The organism is Pseudomonas marincola (assembly GCF_900116605.1).
GTDB classification, from domain to species: Bacteria; Pseudomonadota; Gammaproteobacteria; order Pseudomonadales; family Pseudomonadaceae; genus Aquipseudomonas; species Aquipseudomonas marincola.
In genome coordinates this window covers 36341-59435 of record NZ_FPBC01000021.1, presented here as the reverse complement: position 1 = coordinate 59435, position 23095 = coordinate 36341, and the positions used below count along the sequence as shown (strand labels likewise).

The 23095-nt window shown below is 53.3% G+C and carries 14 protein-coding genes; 7 read left to right on the top strand and 7 right to left on the bottom strand.

What is annotated here, in order from left to right; translation table 11 throughout:
• Positions 1 to 171: 171 nt before the first annotated feature.
• The 6 genes from BM395_RS22195 to BM395_RS22170 form a co-directional block, all read right to left on the bottom strand.
• Complete coding sequence (locus BM395_RS22195) at positions 172 to 351, bottom strand: hypothetical protein (RefSeq protein WP_090515724.1); 180 nt, start codon at positions 349 to 351, stop codon at positions 172 to 174.
• 253 nt (positions 352 to 604) lie between these two features.
• Positions 605 to 6130 carry a DEAD/DEAH box helicase gene (locus BM395_RS22190; protein ID WP_090515722.1) on the bottom strand — a complete coding sequence of 1842 codons (5526 nt, stop codon included), beginning with the start codon at positions 6128 to 6130 and terminating at the stop codon, positions 605 to 607.
• Positions 6127 to 6870 (bottom strand): hypothetical protein, encoded by a 744-nt coding sequence (locus BM395_RS22185; RefSeq protein ID WP_170860637.1) that lies wholly within the window; start codon positions 6868 to 6870, stop codon positions 6127 to 6129. Before BM395_RS22185 ends, BM395_RS22190 begins: the two co-directional genes overlap by 4 nt.
• A 307-nt stretch (positions 6871 to 7177) precedes the next feature.
• Positions 7178 to 9055 carry a hypothetical protein gene (locus BM395_RS22180; protein ID WP_090515716.1) on the bottom strand — a complete coding sequence of 626 codons (1878 nt, stop codon included), beginning with the start codon at positions 9053 to 9055 and terminating at the stop codon, positions 7178 to 7180.
• A complete protein-coding gene (locus tag BM395_RS22175; RefSeq protein WP_141124124.1) occupies positions 9039 to 10715 on the bottom strand; it encodes a competence protein CoiA family protein in 1677 nt (558 codons plus the stop codon). Before BM395_RS22175 ends, BM395_RS22180 begins: the two co-directional genes overlap by 17 nt.
• Before the next feature lie 19 nt (positions 10716 to 10734).
• Positions 10735 to 11964, bottom strand: coding sequence for a Druantia anti-phage system protein DruA (locus tag BM395_RS22170; protein WP_090515711.1), 1230 nt, complete (start codon positions 11962 to 11964; stop codon positions 10735 to 10737).
• Between the two features lie 518 nt (positions 11965 to 12482).
• Here BM395_RS22170 and BM395_RS22165 point away from each other — a divergent pair.
• The 3 genes from BM395_RS22165 (at position 12483) to BM395_RS22155 (ending at position 13427) form a co-directional block, all read left to right on the top strand.
• Entirely contained in the window at positions 12483 to 12776 is a 294-nt protein-coding gene (locus BM395_RS22165; RefSeq protein WP_090515709.1) for a hypothetical protein, read from the top strand.
• Positions 12740 to 13051 (top strand): hypothetical protein, encoded by a 312-nt coding sequence (locus tag BM395_RS22160; RefSeq protein WP_170860636.1) that lies wholly within the window; start codon positions 12740 to 12742, stop codon positions 13049 to 13051. The genes BM395_RS22165 and BM395_RS22160 overlap by 37 nt, the downstream gene beginning before the upstream one ends.
• Before the next feature lie 76 nt (positions 13052 to 13127).
• Entirely contained in the window at positions 13128 to 13427 is a 300-nt protein-coding gene (locus BM395_RS22155; RefSeq protein ID WP_141124123.1) for a hypothetical protein, read from the top strand.
• A gap of 158 nt (positions 13428 to 13585) precedes the next feature.
• Here BM395_RS22155 and BM395_RS22150 read toward each other — a convergent pair whose 3' ends face one another.
• The gene (locus tag BM395_RS22150) at positions 13586 to 15085 is read right to left on the bottom strand and encodes a DEAD/DEAH box helicase family protein (protein WP_244529031.1); all 1500 of its coding nucleotides are present in this window, start codon (positions 15083 to 15085) and stop codon (positions 13586 to 13588) included.
• 121 nt (positions 15086 to 15206) lie between these two features.
• On the opposite strand from BM395_RS22150, the gene BM395_RS22145 reads away from it, so the two are divergent.
• The 4 genes from BM395_RS22145 to BM395_RS22130 are packed head-to-tail and all read left to right on the top strand — an operon-like array spanning position 15207 to position 23089.
• A complete protein-coding gene (locus BM395_RS22145) occupies positions 15207 to 17234 on the top strand; it encodes a type I restriction-modification system subunit M (protein ID WP_090515702.1) in 2028 nt (675 codons plus the stop codon).
• On the top strand, positions 17231 to 18559 hold the full coding sequence (locus BM395_RS22140) for a restriction endonuclease subunit S (RefSeq protein ID WP_090515699.1): 1329 nt from the start codon (positions 17231 to 17233) through the stop codon (positions 18557 to 18559). The genes BM395_RS22145 and BM395_RS22140 overlap by 4 nt, the downstream gene beginning before the upstream one ends.
• Positions 18559 to 21816, top strand: coding sequence for a type I restriction endonuclease subunit R (locus tag BM395_RS22135; RefSeq protein ID WP_090515696.1), 3258 nt, complete (start codon positions 18559 to 18561; stop codon positions 21814 to 21816). The genes BM395_RS22140 and BM395_RS22135 overlap by 1 nt, the downstream gene beginning before the upstream one ends.
• A 4-nt stretch (positions 21817 to 21820) precedes the next feature.
• Positions 21821 to 23089: an ISL3 family transposase gene (locus tag BM395_RS22130; RefSeq protein ID WP_090515692.1), complete on the top strand. Its 1269-nt coding sequence runs from the start codon at positions 21821 to 21823 to the stop codon at positions 23087 to 23089.
• Positions 23090 to 23095: the final 6 nt, after the last annotated feature.

Genomic DNA, 23095 nt, shown 5'->3' with positions numbered 1-23095 from the left:
GTGCGAAAATTTTACCTAAACTAACGCCGCTAAAAACAAAATAGACCTGTCGGGCTGACGGCCGGGATGAAGTGCACATCGTGCCGATTACCGGGCGCTAGAAACCAGTACCATTAAATAACCCACCACATCTTGGTGTTGCTCTTCGCGAAGATGTGGTGCCTGCTCTGGTTATGACTGTGGCATAGCTAGCGAAGCGCCAGCTAAACGACCAACAGGCTCCATCTCTAATCCTTTGGCTACAGCTATGTCGAGAAAGCGTGTTTGATAACGAGTACGTTTAGATAATACTTGATAGGCTTCAGCTTTGTAACGACCGATTATTATGTATTTTGCCTCTTCTGATTTCATGGTTTTTTGACACTCCTAAACATATAGATTTATTCTGCACTCAAAGTGGTGACGGCGAATTCCTTACGGATTGTGAAGCAAAAACCACTAGTAGTGATTAGTCTTAAGATTCGGTGATCATTTTAGTGAATTAGATTGTTGATACGTTAATCCCCCCATTTTTAGTAGTCGCCCGAAATATGCGCAGTCTGCACTCTAGGTCAGGCGGGTATCGATCAGTTAGAAAAGACGCTAAGACTAACCGATCATTGAGTTAATGAAACGTCGCTCGTACCCTCTGATGTGCGTCAGGCAAGTTGAACCTGAGCAAGTACTCGTTCAGCTCAAGACAGTCGCTGACATCTGCGGCGTGCCTGACAGGATGCACAAACTCAGACGTTCCAATGAGGCCTGGATAACAGCCAATGGCAACACGCCGGCCATCCCGTTCTACCAGCAGGGGAATCTCTGGTGTTCCGACTGGCGTACAACGGAAACCATCCAATTCGAGGCTTGAGCGAAGTTGGGACAGTGTGGCCACCTGCTCGTCAGGGGAAGAGCAACATGGCTTCTCGCCCAATACTGCGTAGCGGAGTAGAAGTGCGCCAAGTTTTCGATCGAGTCTTTTTTGAAGGTGCTGATTGTGAAAATGGTTTAGGCATTCAGTGCAGGAGGTTTCGCACGTGCAGCCTTCCAAAAGCGCAAGTGTCGACTCGAGAATGTCAGGCAAATTCCTAGCTGCGACCTCGGCATACCCTGCTCCCCCTGAAAGGGTGTCATACAAAAAGATGTCGAGCATTCGAGCGTTGTCTTTAAGCGCGGGCTCAATGCGGAAACCAGAACCGAATTCAGCAGGGTCCAGATCCAATTGCCGGTGCCGACTTGCAGCAAGTCGGAGCGCTTCCGCTATCGAGTGCAATGCATCCTCGAGCATCTGCAACACCACGACGTCAACCGTGTTTGTTACCAGCGGCTCGGCAATCTTTAGCCTCAACAAGAGAAGGTCTGTACTGAAGTCATGTCCCAGCAAGACTCGCCGGAATGCGCCAGCGCAGTGCTGCGGTGTCCCTTTTGGACCCAGTTGTTGGTATGGACGGATATGCACTCCGGCTTGCGGTGCATATTGATCGAATACGGTGGCATGCCCACAGTCGACACAAACCGAAAATCCGCTAAGTTGCGAACCCTCCTTGCCCCGGTTGACTGTCACCAATGTTCGGTCGGTCGCGTGGGTGAAGCTTGCGTTAGGCCCACACTCAGTGAAGGTAAACACCTCAGGGTCAACAGGTTGAGGAAATTGGGCCATGGTGGCGAAAGTAATGTCCTGCTCACGATCATCCTCTGGAAGATCTCGAGCATTTTCCGGGCCGAATACCTCCGGCAAGATCATCGTCTCCTCTTTCAATTCTCCACTACATACCGGGCAGATTTCTCCATTACCTCCAGCTTTGTTGGGATCTCGTACAAATGAGCATGCTTCGCAGTGAACATGTTTTTTAGAGTTTTTGAAAAGAGGACGAGCGCGATTCACCTCGCCGGCGGGCATATCTGCAAAAACACCTCCCGATCGGTAGGTTTTTTTGTCAATTACGATTAGTCGGCCTGGCGCGTACTCGCTAAGGGCTTTAGAAATTGCCTGCTGCGGTCGCTGAAGCGTACGGATCTCCCAATTGCCATTTGAGTTTCTCTTCCGCTCTTCGACTAGAAAGCTGGAGAGACTCGTTGGGAAGGCATAACTCGGCAACAGCCCATGGAAAAACAGGAACTCCAAAAGTTCCTTCTGCTCAACACCGGCTCCGGGGTTTTCATCTACCTCGGCTTCCTCCTCACTAATCTCATTGGACGCGATGGGTGGCGGTACATCTGAAGCGAGCTCGCGCAGAGTCGACAGAAAGCCCTCAACCGTTCCTACTAACCACTCACCAAGAGTAGAACCGCGAGTGTCCAAGTTAGGCGGTAACCAAGCCAGTACCGAGGTTTTCAGATCCGCATCTGATGCGAGAACTCGACGTGATACCCAGTTCTCAAAGCTCGCTAGATTGAGGCCCGTATCATCGGCACCATAAAAAAAGTCCTGGGTTAATCCGAGCGCCTTTAAAAGCAATGAGGTTTTTTCTGCGGGAGGATTGGTGCCCTCAGCCATCACTTCATGAAAGAAAGTCTGAACCAGATAAGCATGCACGTGCCGGCGGGCAATCTTCGCGTTATCTACCTTGACCTCAGGAGTGCGTGGTGGACCGGCGACGATGTGCTCCGGGTTTAAGAAGTAATGGCTGTCGTGTGGTCCATTTTGCGAATATGTCACCACGGTAGAGACAGAAGAACCTCGTCGCCCTGCCCGCCCGGCGCGTTGCTGATAGTTTTCGCGTTGAGGGGGCACGTTTCTCAGTGCGACCGCCACCAGTGAGCCAATGTCGACGCCTACCTCCATAGTGGTGGTGCAACTAAGAACATCGATGGGCCTATCCTTGGCGCCAACAAGAACGTCCTGGAACCTCAATTCGTACAACTCAGTGGTTGCATGGACTTTGCTTCGGTCCCGATTCGACAGTTGGGCGGTATGTTCCTCCACGCTCAAGTTTGAGAGGCGTGCTCCCGGTTCGAGCGCCTCTTTTACTGGAAGACGCCAGAAACCTTTGCGTGCAGTGACATAGGTGCTCGTCGAGGGGTCGATCGGTACTGCGCCTTCACTCCCACAGGACAGACAAATGTTTCCGCCTAACGCAAATGGCATCAGCGCGGTGCAATCTGGACACTGAGTCCAGATGTGGGAAAGATCAATCACGAGGCGCAAAGAATTAGGAGCAAGGAACCACGCACCATCGATTTCATCGGTTAGCTGCTCACGGAAAGCGACTTCCATAGCTTCATAGGTGGACGTATCCCAGCCCCAACGACTAGTGAGTGCCTCTCTCAAAGCCTTGTCAAACTGTCCCTTACTACCCCACGCGGGCTTGTAGTATCCAGCGGCCTTATAGCGGTACCCCTTATCGATTGTCGCGTCGAAGGCGAAATCCTGAAGCATGGAATCAATCCAGCCAACCGCGAGCGCAAGTAGATCCTCGCCCCCAACTGAAATCCCTTTGTCACTCAAGACCTCCTTCAGCTTTTTGAGCTTTGCTCGCGCAGGCACTACAAAGCCTACGGTCGTACCTGAAAGCGAGTAATAGCTGCCGCATAGGAGCTTGAGTAAAGCAATTCGATAACGTGCGGGGGCCTCCTGTGGGTTGAACCTATCCTCCAACGCTTGCTCCAAATCGGAGTCGCAATCACGCTCAAAGACGCTACGCGCATCCTCAATTTTCTTGGCATCCGTGCCATCAAATACAGCGAGATCGTGACCGGCTAAAACGGCAAGAAAAGCTAGATACAGCGTCTGCGTTGGTCGGGGCTCTTCCCTTAGCTTCTCCAATTTCCCGCAGGCCAGGGCTATAGACTGACGAAAAACATCAAGTTCAATATCACGAGGAATATCTCGCGCCAGGCGAGCAGCCTTCTGGCGACCGTCGGAAAAAATGAGAACTTTTCGACCGCCGTTGGGATGTCTTGCATCGTTAGCACGACTCGCCGCCTGACGGGCCATTTGAGTCCGAACCAACGTAGTAAACGGTGCTTCGCCCTTCGTAACATGGTCCATGATCTTTGACGGTTCGTCTTTGGAGCTTCTGGTCCTACGGATGCAGACAGGGCAATTATCGAAAGCTACATCAGGACCAACTGCGACCTTATCTGCTACACGGACTTTGCGGAAACCGGTTCCCACCGCTGGGCATGTCGCAGAGAGGATGCCAGTAGAGATGTGCAGCCACATGTCCCTGTGTCGACTGCGCGGGTGAGCAGTTTCCTCTACGAAAATTTCAACCGGCATAAGGTCCAGGGTTCCGCCTTCGGACAACGGCCCACTTGGCTGATGCCATACAAAATCCATTTCAGCACTGACATACCCTCGGATAAAGGCGGCGCCACAATCTCGATGGGTTAACAGCTCATAGACCCGACCATTGGACTCACAACCGCAATGACTCAATGGTTTAGTGTGAAGGCGGCCAAGAATGGTAGGTCCGCCATGCTCACCCAAGCGCTTCGAACAGTTTGGATCCACGCAAGCATACAGCCCTGGCAGTCCGCGATGAAATAGGTGCAAACGAGTCGGAAGCAGTACGCGACCATCTGAGCTTCGCTGTGCATGACTCCCCAGAGCGAGTAGTGTGTCGGTAGCTTTTTCGGCTGTTTCTAGAGGACATCCTTCAAAAAGAGTCTGGCTCAAAGTCCCTAGCTTGATCGCCTTACCTGACACCAAGGTAATAAGTTTTTCCAGTGGTCCGAAGTCAGTCAGGCTTCGAAACAGCCAGTCGCGAAATGATGAGTGATCGCCAGCATGCGGAGCTTCCCAACCAAGCTGTCCAGCAAGCGCCGCAGCGGCATTTTGGGCAGAAGGGAGATCATTTGCTGCCTCTTGGAAGGCGTCGAGATCAAAGCCCGCCAAGGCATCAATCTGTTCATGGGTAACCGTGTGCACCGAGGAACGCTGCTCGCTCGTCCCCTGAATAACTCTGACCTTGCGGGAGGAACTTTCCAACAAACCAGTCAAGTCGCGTGCAAATCGTTCACCATCCGCGACGGCAGTTCCGCCGACGCCTAGACTCGCACTGGTGAGAATGCAGCGCATGCGTTCTCGTGGGATCTCCAGTCGGGCACATAGGCGGCGAATGAGAAGCGCGACTTCAGCACCTCCAGCCCCTCTGTACATATGCGCCTCATCCAGAACGAGTATGAACTCGTTCCGGATGTCTTCTTTTAGCCAGTCTCTCGTCTGCTCGAAGATCCCACGCTCAATCGGTCTCATGAGCATGTATTCGAGCATGGAGTAGTTCGTCACCAACAGTTCAGGACAGCGTGCCTGCATCTCGTGCCGCGTCATGAGCTCACGGTCACCAGGCTGAGTTAGCAGCCGCCCCTTCCAGTTTTTTGAAATGAATTGGTTGCCGATTTTCTTCCCGGAGGCATAGGTTTTGGTCTCTACCGCATCATCCGCGTAAAAAGCATCAAGATCTTTGCTCGGCCAACGGCCAATACGAGCCAAGTCTTTTTGGATGGCCGGGATCTTGGCCACTTTTTTATAAAACTCCTCGAAGAGCGGCTTGATGAACTGCTCGTCTCGCGTGGAAGAACGCTGCCCCGGATATGGGGTCCTACCGGTATAGCTGCCAAAGCGGATCGGTGTTTTCCTACCGTTCGCCAGCAGTTTTGCTGCCTCAGGATCACCGAGTATTCGACGGATACGTGCGAGTTGGTCATTCACCAGGGCGTTCATGGGATACAGCAACATCGCCCTACAACCGGGCAAAGCAGCAGACTCAGGTCTCTCGGCGCCTTCTACTGCTAGTTTCCCAATGACCGGCATCAAAAAGCTTTCTGTTTTGCCCGAGCCCGTACCGGTTGCCACCACCAGGTCAGCAGCCTCATCGCCGAGGAATGAGGTGAGCGCCTGTGATTGGTGCTCATACGGCAGGGGGTAAAGACCAAGCCCCATCATCGACAATTTGGTCAATGCATCTGAGGCAGCCTGTGGTATTGGCAAGTCTTTGTAGGGAGTTCCCACTTTATAGACCGGCGTTGACTCTACATATGGTGTTTGAGCAATAGTTTCATTCGCTTGGAGAAGCGCGCGTCGCTCCCTGACGAGACCTTCATCGAGAATGTGATACTGAGCCTCGATATATTGTCTTAGGCTATCAGCCAAGCTGCTCGCGGTCTCATGGACGCCTGCCGCTTCAGTCAACGTGGACTTCACACTCATTGGTTCCCTCCTTCTGCGCTGCAGCGCTCATCCAAAACCACGCCTAACCCGTCGAGCGCAGTGCGCACGATGGATAGCATTTCTATAGGTAAAACGTGATACGTCACGCCAGGGTGCTGGCCTTCAGGCGTGGGTATTTGCCAACCAAGCAACAGAGCTTTCGCTTCCTGCTGGGGTAACCGACGGTCTAATCGAAGTTTTACAAAACCCTGAGAGGTCACCGCCTTAACTCTCATGGGGCGACCAGCGTGGGCGTCCAAATGAAAACGGAGCCGTCTGGCATCCTGAAAATCGAGAGACGCCATTTTGCGAATGCGCCCACGGAAATAATCCCCGATAAAATGTGAGGCCACCGGACCTGTCTGGCATTTTGAAAGAAAAACCCCTCCAGCGTTGGGCAATTCCGCCAGGGCTCCCCATCTACCTTTATCGTAAATAGCAATCTCACCCAACTCGCTGGGCACGTCGGTGAACCGCGACTTCATCGTTGCTATCAGTCGGATAGACCAAGCTTCGAGCCCTTCGGCAGGCGCACCAATCCACTCGCTAACATCCCAGACGTCGATCCAATCATTACAGGCGATAGCATCGACAAGTCGCACCCTACCTGCGGCTTGTGTCCGGATGTTGAGCGGGAGTGTCTCTATAGGACCGCCGCCTAATATCACTGCGCTGTCGTTGTCAGCTTTGATGGCATGTGCTGGTGGTGTCAGCCAGTTTCCGCCTTGAAGTCTGACCAAGTCACCCAACTCGCCCAAGCTATTCAAGACCGACAGCACACCAGGGCGAGCATCAGTATCCTCTGCAATATCTGGCCAGAGTGGTGATAGCCGCCTTCGGACCATACTGGTCAAGCTAAGGGAGGCAGCGGGCTCCCAATTGCAATTGCCAGCGAACGGTGCAGAAGCGAGGTACGACGCCGCTCGCAGACACTCGGCTATCGCAGCGATACGAAGCCCTTCACCCACAACCCTACAACGAATACCTGCCGCGAGAATTTTTCGCGTTCCTTCGTGGGACATCGCCTGCCACTTCATCTGCGTCCCCTCAGGTTTCTGCCTCGGCTTGCAACTCGGCCAACATCCGACCCGCAATACGAGCAATATCCTCAACGGGACCGGCTGCTGCCTTCGCCCAAGGGAGAGCCCACAACGTCAATACCGAATGCAGGTCCTCCTCTGATGACCCGCCGGGGATAGTCCGCAGACGTGAGTAGGCACGGTCGGCCATCCTTTTCCAAAGGTTGCCGGGGACAAACGAGCTCTCTTCGATGAGGTCCTTCAGCTCAGAGACAAGTGCTCGTGGTGAGTCATCGTCAAAACCGTCAATCTGATCCCAAGAGTTGCGCACCAGGTGGCCAAACTTAAGCTCGGGTACTTTGGCGGATACCCCACGCATAGAAAAATTATCCGTATCAAAAACCGGACCGATCTCCGCAAGCGTGCCGCCATCAGGGAACGTGGCAGGGCCCTGTGTCCACGCGGCTATTAACGAGAGACGATGGAAGCTTGGTAGTGAGAATTGGCGACGCGTAACGACGTCTCGAATCGCGGTACCATAGACCTCAAAAGCTGAACGGTTTGCTCCCTTCATCAGCAAACAACCAGAGGTTTCCGAGACCACTTCTAGACAATCAATCGCCGCATCATCGGATACTAATCCGACCGGTACACGCCACTCATGAAACGTTTGACCGCCAATAGCTGCTGCCACGGCATCCGCCACCAAGTCAGAAATCGAGCCCGAGAAATGGACCATCTGCCCCGCGGACAGCGCTGCTAATATCTGGCGGGCTGTGGCAATCGCTGCCCCTTTCATAATTCCGCAAGCCTGAAGGTTGCATGCAATCAACTCACAGGCGCCTTTGACAGACTGGATCTCTACAATCGGCCCCGGAGACTCAACTTCAAAAAGCCGAACCTGTGGTTTGGTCGGCGTGCCATTGCTTCCCTTTGCAATGGCTGCTTCTAAAATATCGATCCGGTCAGCCAAGTGACTGACTGCCGCGACGGCGTGGTTCCACTCGAGCTCCTGCGCACAGAGAGCATCGATTGATTGCTTGAGCGCTGGAACCTCCGCCTGAGTTTTGTCCCACGCGCGGCTCTGTTCTGTAAGGGCCTCCAAACTGTGCTGGAACTGATCGGCTCGCGCGTCGGCGGCGGCGATTCCTTCTTTGGTTTTTTGCCTTGCATCGCCAAGTGCGTCGACAACATTTTCCAGTCCACTGGCACGCTCAGCGATACGTTCGAGTGCAGCCCGAAATTCTTTAACATCACCCTGACTTTTTTCGACACTCAAGACGACGTCTGCAATGCCTTTAGCCAGAGTGTCCGTCTCGGACTCAAGTTTATCAATTCGCTCCGCCACCTCTTCGGCCGAGGCCTCAGCGATGTCGAAGTAACCTTCAATCTTATGCAACCGTCCCGGAAGCGCATCGATCATAAGATCACGAGCTAGCGTCGATGCTGGACGAAAACGTCCGAGTGCGACTTGAGTTTCGGGACTATCTGCAAAGCCACTGAAGTCCAACAGACGTTCCAGATTTTCCCTGGCTGCGTCAGGGAAAAGCTCTGCCAAGCCAGTTAAAAAAACGGGCCCAGCGTCCGGTGTATCCGATGAAATGTCACTAGCAGGAAAAGTTGCGCCCAATCGATTCTTTCCCCACGCCTCCCACAGTTTGGCAAATGTGCTCCAGTCGGCAGCCCCTTTTTGCCCAGGCTGAGTGTGAATGAGATGCCCGACCAAACGCTTTTGTTTTTCCTTGAACTCGGGGGGAGATCCCCGCCGGAATCCCTGGATTGCCGGCTGATGATCATAAAAAATTTTACGAATACCATGAGGAATCTCCTCAATGAATTCAGTAATCGCAATTTGTCCGAACGCAGAGATACGATCCCTTGCCTCCTGGCTATATTGGTAGCTCATACGAGACTCCTTCCCCTAGCAGATTGAGCTCAAAGCCGCGGGCGAGGACATCCTTCACCAGCGTACGGTAATTCGGAATAAGTTGTGGATGGGGTCTCAAGCTAGCGAAGATTCTAACCAGCGCATAGTCATCGGAAACCACGGCGATTGGGCCAATTGGTTGCAGTTGAACCATGAAGCTGAGCAGCCTGGATCGAAGCGAAGGACCTAGGGTAACGAAGGTCTCGCTGATAGGTCTGCTGGAAAAATCGCCGGCAACGTGCAACCGCCCGAATCCACCGAAGTTGATGTCGACATGGCATGTCGGATCGACCAGGTGCGCAATGAGCAAGGTCTGCACTTCTGGTGGAAGCAGGCGCTTATGCTGGCTGTGTTCAGGCACTGTGTCGCCGGAAAAAAGTAAGATCTCACTGCGCTGTGAGGACTTGTCGGCAATAAGTCGCCCATTACAGCCGGGTGGCATGGAGAGATACTCAAGCTCCATTGTCTGAGCTCTGGCAGCCATGACAAAGGTCCTGCATTTTTTTTGGTGCAAAGGGATGACGTGTTGTTTCAACTCCCGGTCCCTAAATACAATCTCTACAGCCGGCAACTTTTGATTTTGGTACGGCGAAAGTGTGCAGGAGATAAATTTCTCGATGTCGGGGTAGTCCGCCTTTGCGACTCGGAAATCTTGGGTGTTCTCGGTTGCCAAAACAAAGAACGCTGGCGACTTTTCAATCCCGGTGGCAGAAAGGCGCTCTCCCCCTCCGTGCACTTGCATTGTCGGCCCTTTGTCCTGCTGTCCTGGAGGCATCATCTGTGTCGACAGCAGTACCGCAGGCGACTGAATGCATTCAATAGCGTTAAGGCTCGAGTTTCTCGTAAGAAACGGCCATATCGGGGTAATGGAGGGGGCGGGTGGATTTACCAGCAGCCCCGTAAAATCGCGAAGCCATTCCATACATTCTTCAGTGGGCTTTTCTGGGAGGGTGACAAGAGCCAGGCTCCAGCCCTCCCTGCTCTGAAACCTATCGAGTACGAGTTCATCAGGAAAAACTGGAGCGGAATTTTCACACCACAAAAAAGCGTATGTTTCCCAACCTCTGAGCTCCTGCGCTCGAGGAAATCCGGTTGCTCCTTCGCGCCCTGACGCTGAAAAGACAGCAGCTCCCGAGGATGGAAGTCCCGGGCACTCGCGATCCATACTGGCCGTAAAAGTAGGATCGGCACGGTCGCTATAGGATACGATGCGATAATTTTCGACGGAAAGTTCAGCCGTCACCCGGGCCCCCTTGGCCAGACCGCGCATATCTAAGTGCTGGAGCCTTCCTCCCACGTCGATTGTGACGGTGGCGTCACATACACGGCATGCAGGTACCGCCAACTCCAGCCACCAAGCAGCACGCTGTCCCCTGGTAATCATTAAGCGCAGATCCATACGGCGTCTGATCACGGTGGTGAGAACACTACCTTCTGAGTTCTGGCCGTATTGGCTCGAGATAAAGTTTTCGCACTCTGGTGATCCCCAACCGGGCCAGTGGCCAAAGTGTTTTTTTCGTTTGGCTCCCGAGCGAAAAATCACCATCGCTTTACAGCACGGGCAAATGAACAACCCAATCCCCGACGACTGCGCAGCGGACTCTAGCTTGTTCGACAGTTTGTTAACGGCGTATTCCAACGCACTTCCCCTTGCGTCCCTAGTACGCGCAACTGTTGCCTAGCATCAATTCTCGCTTAGCCTCGGTGCGAAGAATCTGAGCTTGACTACCAAACAAATCAATCAGGTCAGTCGGCGTCCATCCTCGGTATTCCGGTGTACTCTTAGATCGCGGGATCATCCATCGATCCAACGCCAGGCCGGAAATTTCGCTTACAGACAGAAGCGAACTTACGTCAGGCCTACCCTTCCCAGACTGCAAGATTTTTGTTGCATTGGATGCAAGCTGACAGATGAAGACCTCACGTTGAATACCGTGGCGCATCAGATCATCCTTGAACCCTAATGCCGTAAGCGCAGCGCGTGTGGTCCGCAAGCGCCAGTTGGGCCCCTGCCCATAACCATGCTGGTCGGCGTATGTATGGTCGATGTGACGCAGGTAGTCACGCATCTCCATGAACAACCAATCGGGGATGTGAAAATGCCCCCAGCCACCGGTATAACCAATTGGCTTGAGATATTGAGTGCCATCCAGCTTCAGCCGGTTATAGACCGAGGATCGTCCCATCGATGATGTCGTGACGATGGACAGTAGGCGAGCCTTCTTTTCTGCCTGCGAGATGATCCCTGTCGAAGTTCCATAGGCCTTCGCAAAATCGTCGTAAATATCACGGCTACGAAGCAGGCATGCGACCAGCTTGCCTCCAAGAAGCGAGTTGTAAGGTGGGATCGCCCCAAGAACATAGGCATCCATCAAATTGACTAGTCGAGCCCCCCTGTCATGGATATCCCAGCCAATGAATTTATCTCTAACTCCCAGATTGAAAACAGGGTCACCGATCGCGATAAGCCCCATGAGCTTGCCGTTGCTTTCATCCCAAACCAGGTAACGCAGACGTCTGCCGAAGCCGTTTGAAACCGGCACAGACCAGGACAAGGCAGCGAGCCTGAATAAATCGCCCTGCCAAGTATCTGATGAAACCCGTTCCAAAACCGGAGAAATCTTCTCAGGGTTCACATCTTTGCCCGATGCAAAGAACTGCATCAGCTTCCCCCCAGCCCGCGACACGAATTTCTCGCTCGCAAGAAGTCGCTCTTCACGCTGGGCGCTGTGAAGGGTGCGGATCGCGTCTTTGGTATTACCCGGGGCTCGTAAAGCCCCCTCATCCGTTTTCGTGAAGCCTAAGGAGTGCAGATGTTCGCGCAGCTTTCTCTTGAGGTTCGCTTCCCGGGGATTGATCCCGATGATGATTGCATCGCCTTTTGGCATTAGCTGCTTCCTGCTTAATACTCTTCCTATTGAGCTCCTTAAAAACTAAGGGCTCGGATCCTCTACTAATACACGGATGGTGCTATCTTTTCCAGCGCCCTCGCTCCTGATAAAGGCAGCTAGCCATTATTTCACTTTCCAGGAAGAACTTCTCCCTATTTGACTAACTAAATCAGTCGGCTGGAGAGTTTTGACCGACAGCGCTTCACGTTGGCTGGTGAAGCTACGCGCTAAAGGCGAGCGACAAAGAGCTTGATGGTTGTTACGAAATATTTGCAACAGAGCTAGCTATTCTTGATGCAACGGCTTGGTTAGCAGAAATACACCCAAGATATCCGAAAGACTATGAGTTAAGCCTCGGAAATGAATGCAACATCTGGCGAAACGACCTACTTTGTTAAACGAAGTTATATAAAGCGGTTTTCTAATTCGCTTTTGGAATATGGTTTTTTGTGCTGCTTGGGATTTTTCAAAACAGATTTACGGTGAAGGTTCAATCTCAACCGAGGATCTGAGCTGTGAAAAAACAACTGACTGAATTGCACGACCTTCTTAAGGAGCGCTGGGACGCGGCAGGCAAGCCCCCGGGATTAACTGAGGTGTGCCTGGTGAAAATGAAGCGCTTAATCGACGGCACGCCTAAAGGTAGCGACACGTTCCGGGCAATGAACGACGCTCTTTCGCGGTTTGATGAGTGGTTTGACTGTGGGGAGCCCCCAACTCCAGCTGAACTGGTTGTGATCGAGGCTGCTCGTGACGTTATGCAGCGAGAAGTATGCTCAAAGCTAATCAAGCAGGCGGCGAAGGCATGAAGACTTTTCAGAGCCACAACGAAAAGCAGAAGCACTACGACCGGCTCCATCATACAAAGCGTATTGCAGATCTTGATGGGCCAACCTATAAGCAATTCACGAGCAGCGAAGCGATACAGCTGGTACGTCAAAGCGGTGCTGCACTTCAGATGATTGACGAGCTTGGCTTAGCCACGAACTCCGTTGACCTCAATGACAGCGGCTATATCAGAGAGCTAGATGACTTTGCGTTGCAGCAAGAAGTTTTGAACGCGAAAAACAGCCCAACCAAGTAAGGCTAGGTGCCGGTTTCGTTTGGGATTTTTAATAAGCCTTGTAGGTTGGTATTAACACCATCTACGAGGCTTTTTTATGTCTGTTGAACACGCCCGAATTGCTGCACGACTCGAATCCGTCACTGAAGCTATGCGCGATCTACACTACGCCAACTGGCTTGATCCAGACCCGTGCGACACGCCGGAATTGGCTGATGCCAAGCAACGAGCGCTCATCTGTCTGGGGGAAGTCAGTGACAAACCAAGCAAAATAGATCATCTGAAAACATTGCTCGAACGCTGGTTGAGCATTGATGATTTTGGTGATGAATCCGTGGCTCCAGCCGACTTGGTGGCTGACACCAGAGAAGTAATTACCAAATTGTCTGTTCCGTAGCCCCTGAGCCACCTGTGTTTTATCCCCTTTTGAGGGACTTGCAGAGCCCGGTTTTAACCGGGCTTTTGCATTTCTGTAACACCTAAATCCTAACAATTTCCCAGGTAGAGCATCAGCCTGACTAGAGGCTCAGTTTGGGTGTATGGCTCATGTGGATTTCAGGAAGACTCGGTGGTCTGGGTTTTTGCAGCTTTTGATGTATCCGTAGCCCAATCCCGCAGATAGCCCGGAACTATAAGTTTGTGTCGGGCTCGTGATCCCCCAGTGTAGAGGGCTGCAAACGCTTTGCTCGCTGCAATACGATCTCCAGGCCCAATTTGATTAAGCAAATCAGGCGCGAGCATCACCGCGTCGATTTCAGAGTTGCGTGCGTCGATGACCCTTCCGAGCTTTAACGGGGCCGAACCTGTTACATCGAGGCTACGCAGTGAAGCCTCGAACTCGACAGTGCTGTAACCTTTGCTGAGCATTCGGTCGATACGTTGAAAGCTACTATTTTTGCTGCCCATGTCAGCCCTAAGATCATCCCAACTCGTGTACTTGAAAATAGCACTGTGCGTTGGTCTTTCATGACCATAGTACAAGCCAACGCAATCAAGAATGAAGCGGCGAAAAGTATTGACCGAGCCAGGTAGTAGGCTGAAATTTGCGCCTGCACTACCTAAGCGCTGAAACCACTCAAATAACCCCCACTCAGAATCAACCAGTATCGTCACTTTTCCGGTTGGGACTTCTGGCGAATCGTAGTAGATAACTTTTGTCTCAATCCCTCTGTTGCCTTCGAGCGAAGCTAACTTGAGTATCGGATGTTTGTCGATGAGGGGATTTATTACATTCTCGATCTGCTTACCAGCTCGAATAGAGTGTGTGATTTCGTGTTGACGGAGTGTACTAGCTCGTTTGAAAAAAGCTCCATCGAGGCGCTGGTATGCATCGCCCAAGGTAATCACGGGTTGCATGCAGCGGTCGAGGAACGCTGCAAGTGGAGCGCTTAGGTCGTGTGCCTCGTCAACTATTATGTGGGTGAACTCGCGGCCAATCATCGCCTCATGAAGAAGCGTCATGTGCTTGATTCGGTGATACCCACGAAGCGGAAGTTGAAGGCGTGGATCTGTTGGCTCTACGGTTTGATTCCACATATTTTGCGCATACCCGACCAGTGCCATGCGACCTACAGCATCGAGGTTATATCCCTTGGGAATGTGCTGCTCTGACAGGGTAAGGTCAGTGCTGTTGCAAAAAGAGGCGACCATTCTCCCGCAGGTTATGGCTATTTGGGCTGGGTTCAGCCTGCCTATTGGTCCAAAACCTAATCGGGAAGCGATTTGTTCCGGTGGAACTTGATGGCGAGGTGATGACCGCATTCCCGGCTTGTAATAGCCCAAACAGCGATCAATTACATAATTGGCAAGATTTCCGAAAGTCATTCCTCTCACGTTCCCGGCACCTACCCTCTGCATCAGGGCTTCAAGCTGTACAGAGGTGTAAGCCAACATGAGTGGGCGAAATGATGACAGCGAATCAACTAGGCGTTCAATCATGTGGGTTTTGCCAGTACCAGCTAACCCCTGGATATGAATGCTTTCTTCCGGTTCAGCGTGAATGACGCGAAATGTCCGGTTCTGCTGGTTTGAAAGAGAAATTACGGCTATTTGCATTCTGAGGTAGGATCGCAGATTTAGCTCGGAAATGGAATTCAGCCCCTTTTGTGCAAAATGTGGTTGATGATCACCAGTTGATCATGATAGCGTTTCGTGCAAAAGGTGGTTGGAGGCCAGAATGAACGAATTTACGGGATCGGCAGCTTCACAGGCTGACTTTATTTGGAAGAACGCGGAAGACCTTTGGGGCGACTTCAAACATACGGACTTTGGCAAGATCATCTTGCCGTTTACCTTGCTGCGCCGCCTGGAGTGTGCGTTGGAGCCGACCCGCGAGGCGGTGAGAGATGCATACGCCGCTTTCAAGGATGCCGATGTTGAGCTGGACACCATTCTGCGCTCAACCGCTGAATACCCCTTCTACAACACCTCAGAATACTCCCTTGGCACCCTCGGTAGCACCAAGACGCGTCGCAATCTGGAAGACTACATCGCCCTGTTTTCAGATAACGCCCGCGCTATCTTCGAGGAGTTCGAGTTCGGCAATACCGTGATCCGACTGGAGAAGGCTGGCTTGCTATACAAGATTTGCCAGAACTTCGCCAAGATCGACCTGCACCCTGAGGTGGTGCCGGATCGGGTGATGAGCAACATCTACGAACACCTGATTCGCCGCTTTGGTGCCGAGGTCAACGAAGGGGCCGAGGACTTCATGACGCCGCGTGACATCGTTCACCTGGCGACCGCGCTTTTGCTTGACCCGGATGACGCCCTGTTTGAGGCCAGCCCCGGTTTGATTCGTACCCTGTATGACCCGACCTGCGGCACGGGTGGGTTCCTCACTGATGCCATGAACCATGTGGGCGATTACGGTGGCCGCGACAAGGTACCGCCGGTCCTGGTGCCGCACGGGCAGGAGCTGGAACCGGAAACCCATGCGGTTTGTGTGGCTGGTATGCTGATCCGCCGCCTGGAGTCCGACCCTGGCCGTGATCTGTCGAAGAACATTCGTCAGGGCAGTACGCTGTCCAACGACCAGTTTGCCGGTGAACGCTTCCACTACTGTCTGTCCAATCCCCCGTTTGGGAAGAAATGGGAGAAGGACAAAAGCGCCGTCGAAGCGGAACATAAGAAAGGCGAACTAGGCCGCTTCGGGCCGGGCCTGCCGAAAATCAGCGATGGCTCCATGCTCTTTCTGATGCACCTGGCCAGCAAGCTGGAACTGCCGAGCAACGGCGGTGGCCGCGCCGCTATCGTGCTGTCGGGTTCGCCGCTGTTCAATGGCGGTGCCGCTTCCGGTGAATCGGAAATCCGCCGCTGGTTGCTGGAAAAAGACCTGATTGAAGCCATTGTGGCCCTGCCTACGGACCTGTTCTTCCGCACCAATATCGCCACCTACCTGTGGATTCTGTCCAACAAGAAGCCGGACGAGCGAAAAGGCAAGGTGCAGTTGATCAATGCCACTGACCTGTGGACTTCAATCCGAAACGAGGGCAACAAGCGCCGTATTGTCAGCGATGAGCAACGCCGCCAGATTCTGGACATCTACGCAGCAGGGGAAACTGCTGAGCTTTCCCTGATGCTGGACTATCGCACCTTTGGCTATCGCCGTATTAAGGTGCTGCGCCCGCTTCGCATGACCCTGCAACTGGATGAGGCAGGAATGGATCGTCTGGAAGCCGAAGCCGCCTGGGAGAAGCTCTCTGACGCGCATCAGGCATTCTGGCGCGACGCCCTCAAGCCGCTGATCGGGCAAACGCAGACCTATGGCTGGGCAGATACCTTTGCCAAGGGCGCGATCAAGTCCGAGGAAGCCAAGAAACTCAAGGTCAAAGCCAACAAGAACTTGACCACTGCACTGATCAACGCCTTTGGCCATAAAGACCCGGAAGCCGAGCCAGTCACGGATGCCAACGGCAACCTGGTGCCCGATACGGATTTGACCGATTACGAAAATGTTCCCTACGTGGAGGACATTGATGACTACTTCGCCCGCGAAGTGCTGCCCCATGTCACGGACGCCTATCTGGACGTGAGCTTTACCGATTCGAAGGATGGCAAACTGGGCCGCGTCGGCTATGAGATCAACTTCAACCGCTTCTTCTACAAATATCAGCCGCCGCGCAAACTGCACGACATCGACGCAGAGCTGAAACAGGTGGAAGCGGAAATTGCCGAGCTGCTGGCCGAGGTGGCGACCGAATGAGTCACTACAAACCGTATCCAGCCTATAAGGATTCCGGCGTTGAATTAATTGGGCCGATCCCAGAGCACTGGGAAAATACTCGCCTTCGCTTTGTTGGTGAGTTCCGCAACAGTAATGTCGATAAAAAGTCATACGAGGATGGTGTCCCTGTACTGCTTTGTAACTACACCGATGTTTACTACAACGAATTTATCAGTCCCGGCTTGTCATCATTTATGGAGGCTACTGCAACATATGGTGAGATAGATGAATTTGAGCTCCAGCGTGGAGACATAATTATCACCAAGGATTCTGAAGACCCTACAGATATAGGTATTCCAGCGCTCGTCGCCGAAGAAATTCCTGGAGTCGTCTGTGGATACCACCTCACGATTATTCGGGCAGGGGACTACGACAGAGCAAGGTTTCTTCACCGTCTGATACAGTCACACACAACGAAAGCACATTTCTTTGTTGAGTCGCCGGGAATCACTCGTTATGGCTTGGGGCGAGACGCCATCGGCAACATCCCAGTCGCTCTTCCGCCCGAGCACGAGGCTCGATTGCTGGCCAATGAATGCGACCGCGAAACCAGCCGTATTGACGCGCTGATCCAAAAGAAAACTCGCTTTATCAACCTGCTTAAAGAAAAGCGTCAGGCTTTATCTACTCATGCTGTCACAAAGGGGCTAAATCCCAATGTGAAAATGAAGGATTCTGGCGTGGAATGGATTGGGCAGGTGCCGGCGCATTGGCAGGATTTTAAGGTCGCTACGCTGTTCGAAGAGGCGAACAGAGTTGGCGTTGCCGATTTGCCGATTCTCTCCATTTCCATCCATGATGGAATCACAGACAAAGAGCTGAGACCTGAAGACAGGGATCGACAGACGTACCAGATCGAAGACCGCACGAAATACAAGCGGGTACTTCCGGGTGATATTGCCTACAACATGATGCGTGCGTGGCAAGGTGCGTTTGGTGCGGTGCGTGTAGAGGGGCTTGTCAGTCCAGCTTATGTTGTAGCTCGCCCTAAACGTGATTTTATAACGCGATACATTGAGCTTTTGCTGCGCACACCGATGGCCATAGAAGAGATGCGGCGTTTCTCTCGCGGCATCGCCGATTTCCGAATGCGGCTCTATTGGGATCACTTCAGAGATGTGCGCGTGTGCCTCCCTCCTCTGGAAGAGCAAAATGCAGTTCTTGCTCACATTGAACGTGAAACACTGCGTATTGGGCAGTTGATTGATAAGACCCAGCGCAGTATCACCCTGCTCAAAGAGCGCCGCGCCGCGTTTATCACAGCCGCTGTGACCGGCCAGATTGATTTGCGAGGAGAACAATAATGCAGGCATCCGCCCATCAGGAAAAACACTTCCAGCAATACATCATTGACCGGCTGGTAGAGCAGGGCTGGAAGCTAGGCGACACCCAGCACTACGACAACGAACGGGCGATGTATCCCGAAGATCTGGAAAGCTGGATCAAGACCAGCGGCCAGCAGGAAAAGTGGGACAAGCTGGAACGGCTTAACGGGGCCAAGACCCTTGAGGTGCTGATGGCGCGGCTGGACAAGGCGCTGGAAAAGCAAGGCACCATGCAGGTGCTGCGCCAGGGCTTTTCCATTGCCGGTTGCGGCCTGATCGAGATGACCGAGGCCGCGCCGGAAGACAAGCGTAATGAAGCGGTGATCCAGCGCTATCAGGCGAACATCCTGCGCGTGGTGCCCGAGCTGAAGTATCACCCCGCTCGTGAGTTCGCCATTGACCTGGTGCTGTTTATCAATGGTCTTCCCGTGGCGACGGTGGAGCTTAAAACCGACTTTACCCAGTCGGCGGAAGCGGCGATGGATCAATACCGAAATGACCGCTTGCCGTATGATCCCAAGACCAAACGCAGGGAACCACTGCTGACCTTCAAGCGTGGCGCGGTGGTGCATTTCGCCATGTCCGATTCCGTAATCATGATGGCAACCAAGCTGGACGGGGAAAATACCTTCTTCCTGCCGTTCAACAAGGGTCGCAAGGACGAAAGCGGCACGGTACATGCGGGTAACCCGCCCGGTGAGATCAAGGCCGATGGTACCCAGGAATACCCGGTAGCCTACTTCTGGGAGGCGGTATGCAAGCCGGACGCCTGGCTGCGGATTTTCCATAGCTTTGTCTACGTAGAGACAAAGGACGTAGTGGATATTCAGGGCAACTGGTCAAAGAAAGAAACCCTGATTTTCCCGCGATTCCACCAGTGGACGGCAGTGAACCAGATGCTGGCCGACGCTCGCCAGAACGGTGCGGGCATGACCTACCTATGCGACCACAGCGCCGGTTCCGGCAAAACCAGCACCATTTCCTGGACGGCCCATGATCTGGTGAAGCTGCGCGAAGACAACGGCGACGCGGTATTCAACAGCGTGATTATTGTCACCGACCGCAATGTGCTGGACGGCCAGCTCCAGGATGCGGTGAAGCAGATTGACCACCAGTTTGGCGTGATCGCCGCCATCGACCGGCAGAAATCGTCCAAGTCCAAGAGCAAGCAGCTTTCGGAAGCTCTGTTGTCTGGAACGCCGATTGTGGTGGTCACGATTCAGACCTTCCCCTATGCGATGGAAGCCATCATCACCGACAAAGCCCTGAAAGGGAAAAACTTTGCGGTGATCATTGATGAGGCGCATAACTCGCAGACCGGCGCTACCGCCGCCAAGCTGCAAGCCGCACTGGGAATGAGCGGGCAAGGCAAGATGTCCACCATGACGGTGGATGAGTTGCTGGAACAACTGCAAAAGTCCCGCGCCCGTCCGGACAATATCAGCTATTTCGCCTTTACCGGTACGCCGAAGCACTCCACTTTGATGCTATTCGGTCGCCCGACAGACCCGAGCCAGCCGGCCTCGAACGATAACCCGCCACAAGCCTTCCACCTGTACACCATGCGCCAGGCCATCGAGGAGAAGTTCATTCTCGATGTGCTGAAAGGCTATGTGCCCTACAAAACGGCCTTCAACCTTTCCAAGCAGGTTGAAGACAGCAAGCGGGTGAGCGGCAAGGCCGCCAAACGCGCCTTGGCACAGTGGATGTCCCTGCACCCCACCAATGTGACCCAGAAGGTGCAGTTTATCGTTGAGCACTTCACCAAGAACGTCGCCCATCGGCTGGATGGCAAGGCCAAGGCCATGGTGGTCACCAGCTCCCGGGCCGCCGCCATTCGCTACAAGAAGGCGTTTGACCGCTATATCGAGCAGCACAGCGAGTACGGCTTTATTCATTCACTGGTGGCCTTCTCCGGCAAGATGACCGGCAAGCAGGTGATGCACCAGGATGACGGTGAGTTTAAGGACGATGTGTTTACGGTCGATGAGAGCGAGGAGTTCACCGAGCAGAACATGAACCCGGATGTCCAAGGGCAGGATTTGCGCTTTGCCTTTGACCGCCCTGAATACCGGGTGATGTTGGTGGCCGACAAGTTCCAGACCGGCTTTGACCAGCCCAAACTGGTCGCCATGTATGTGGACAAGAAAATCGCCAACCATGTGGAGATTGTGCAGACCTTCGCCCGCCTCAACCGGACTGCGCCCGGTAAGGATGAGGTCTTTATCATCGACTTTGTGAACGACCCGGAGAACGTGCGTCAGGCCTTTACCACCTATGACAAGGGTGCTCACATCGACGAAGTGCAAGACCTAAATGTGGTCTACGAGATCAAGGAGCGCCTGGACGAGCACGGCCTGTACGACGAGAAGGACTTGGCTGCGTTCAAGGAAGCACGCTTCAAGACCATCCGCGACATCACCCATACCAAATCGCCACAGCACAAGGCGCTGTATGCCGCCACTGCTGGAGCGACGGCCTTGTATAACGACAAGATGAAGATGCTGCGCGATGGCATGGCGACCTGGGAAGCGGCTTTTGAGAAGGCCCGCGCCAAAGGTGATGAGGCGGGTATGAAGTCTGCCGATCACCATCAGGATGAGTACGCCGAGCAAATCAAGGCGCTGATCGGCTTCAAGTCGGATTTGGGGCGTTTTTGTCGTACCTACTCCTATATCGCCCAACTGATTGATTTTGGCGACCCGGAGCTGGAGAACTTCGCCGCCTTCGCCAAGCTCTTGCAAAAGCGTCTATTGCACGAAGCACCTGAAACCGTGGACTTGACCGGCCTGGTGCTCACCGGTTTTGACATCAATGCTCGTTCAGATAACGCGGAGGACGAAGGCGAAACCCCGGTACTGCAACCGGTAGGTGCAGGCGGTGGTGGTGTGGCAGGCGACAAGCCAAAATTCGTTAAAGAGATTATTGAGCGGCTCAACAGCCTGTTTGGTGAGGCAACGCCGATTCAGGATCAGGTGGCCTTCGTGAATCAGATCTTTTCAATCGCCGGCGAAAGCGATGTGGTGATGGCTCAGGTGGAAAGCAACACCCGCGAACAGGCCATGAAAGGCAACTTGCCCGGCGCTGTTCAGCAAGCGGTGGTACGTGCTTTGTCCAGCCATCAGAAGCTGGCCACCCAGGTGCTCAAGTCTGATCGTCAGGGCATGGCCGCATTGGTTGACGTGGTGTATGACCTGCTGCGCGAAGGTCAAGACATCGACCTGGATATGGATTAAGCCGATGCTTGACCTGCTGAATCTGCCTGGCATAAAACCGGTGGATATGCGCCATGAGAGCAAGGGCCTTGTGATAGTTGCCGAGCCGGAAACGGTCGAGGTACCGCTATGCGGGGACTGCAACACCCCCATGCACAAACACGGCACGCGCAAAAACAAGTTCATGGACACGCCGTTGTACATGGAGCCCGTCCGTCTTGAAGTTCAGCGCCCACGCTTTCGCTGTGAGTCGTGCGGCAAAATGTCCATGCCGGAGTTGAGATTTCTGGATGACAAACGGAGAGCCACCAAGCGGCTGGTCGATGTCATTCGGCAACAGTGCCTGGGAACCACCTTCCATGCTTTAGCCGAGCAAACTGGCGTGGCGGTGAATACTGTCAAGAATATTGCCCACGACCTGATAAACGAACTATCGCAAACCGTTCGCTACGAAACTCCCGTTATCATGGGTATCGACGAAGTGAACCTCGCCGGTGGGTATCGCTGTGTAATAACCAACCTGGCAACCAACAACGTCTTCGATATGTTAGAGCACCGCACCCAGGAGCATCTTAAGCCATTCTTCAAGGCGCTGCCGGACGCTGACAAGGTGGAATGGGTCTGTACTGATATGTGGCGGCCCTTCAAGCGTTCATTTGCTCAATACCTGCCCAACGCGAAACTGGTGATCGACAAATTCCACGTCGTTAAAATGGCCTCCGAAGCACTGGAAGTGGAGCGCAAGAACTATCAGGCTCAGTTAAGCAAAGAAGACCGGATTTACGTGAAAAAATCCATTCGCTGGCTCACCCTGAAGCGGCCCGGTAACCTGACGCCCGCAGAACAAAAAGCGCTGGAGGTTGTGAAGCAGGCGATCCCAGAGCTTGCCGTAGCCTATGGTTTCAAGGAAGCCTTCTTCTGCATCTACGATGAACCCGACAAGCAGAACGCTCAGAACGCCTTTGAAGCCTGGGAGAACAGCTTGCCAGACCAAGGGCTAGTGGCATTCAAGAAGCTGGCCAAAACGGTTCACAACCATTACGACGACATCTTTGCCTACTGGGATGCACCATTCCCGATCACTAATGGTTACACCGAAGGGCTCAACGGTCTGATCAAGATGTCCAACCGGTTAGGTCGGGGTTACAGCTACCCCATCATTCGAGCAAAGACGCTGTACTCCAAAGAAGCCCGAAAGGTCGGTAGTGGTATTCGAGCAGGTCACGGCAAGGTGGAATATGGGCCGCACATTCCGACGCTGTTGAAGCAGGCAGAGAGCGGTGAGCTGGATTAACGCGAG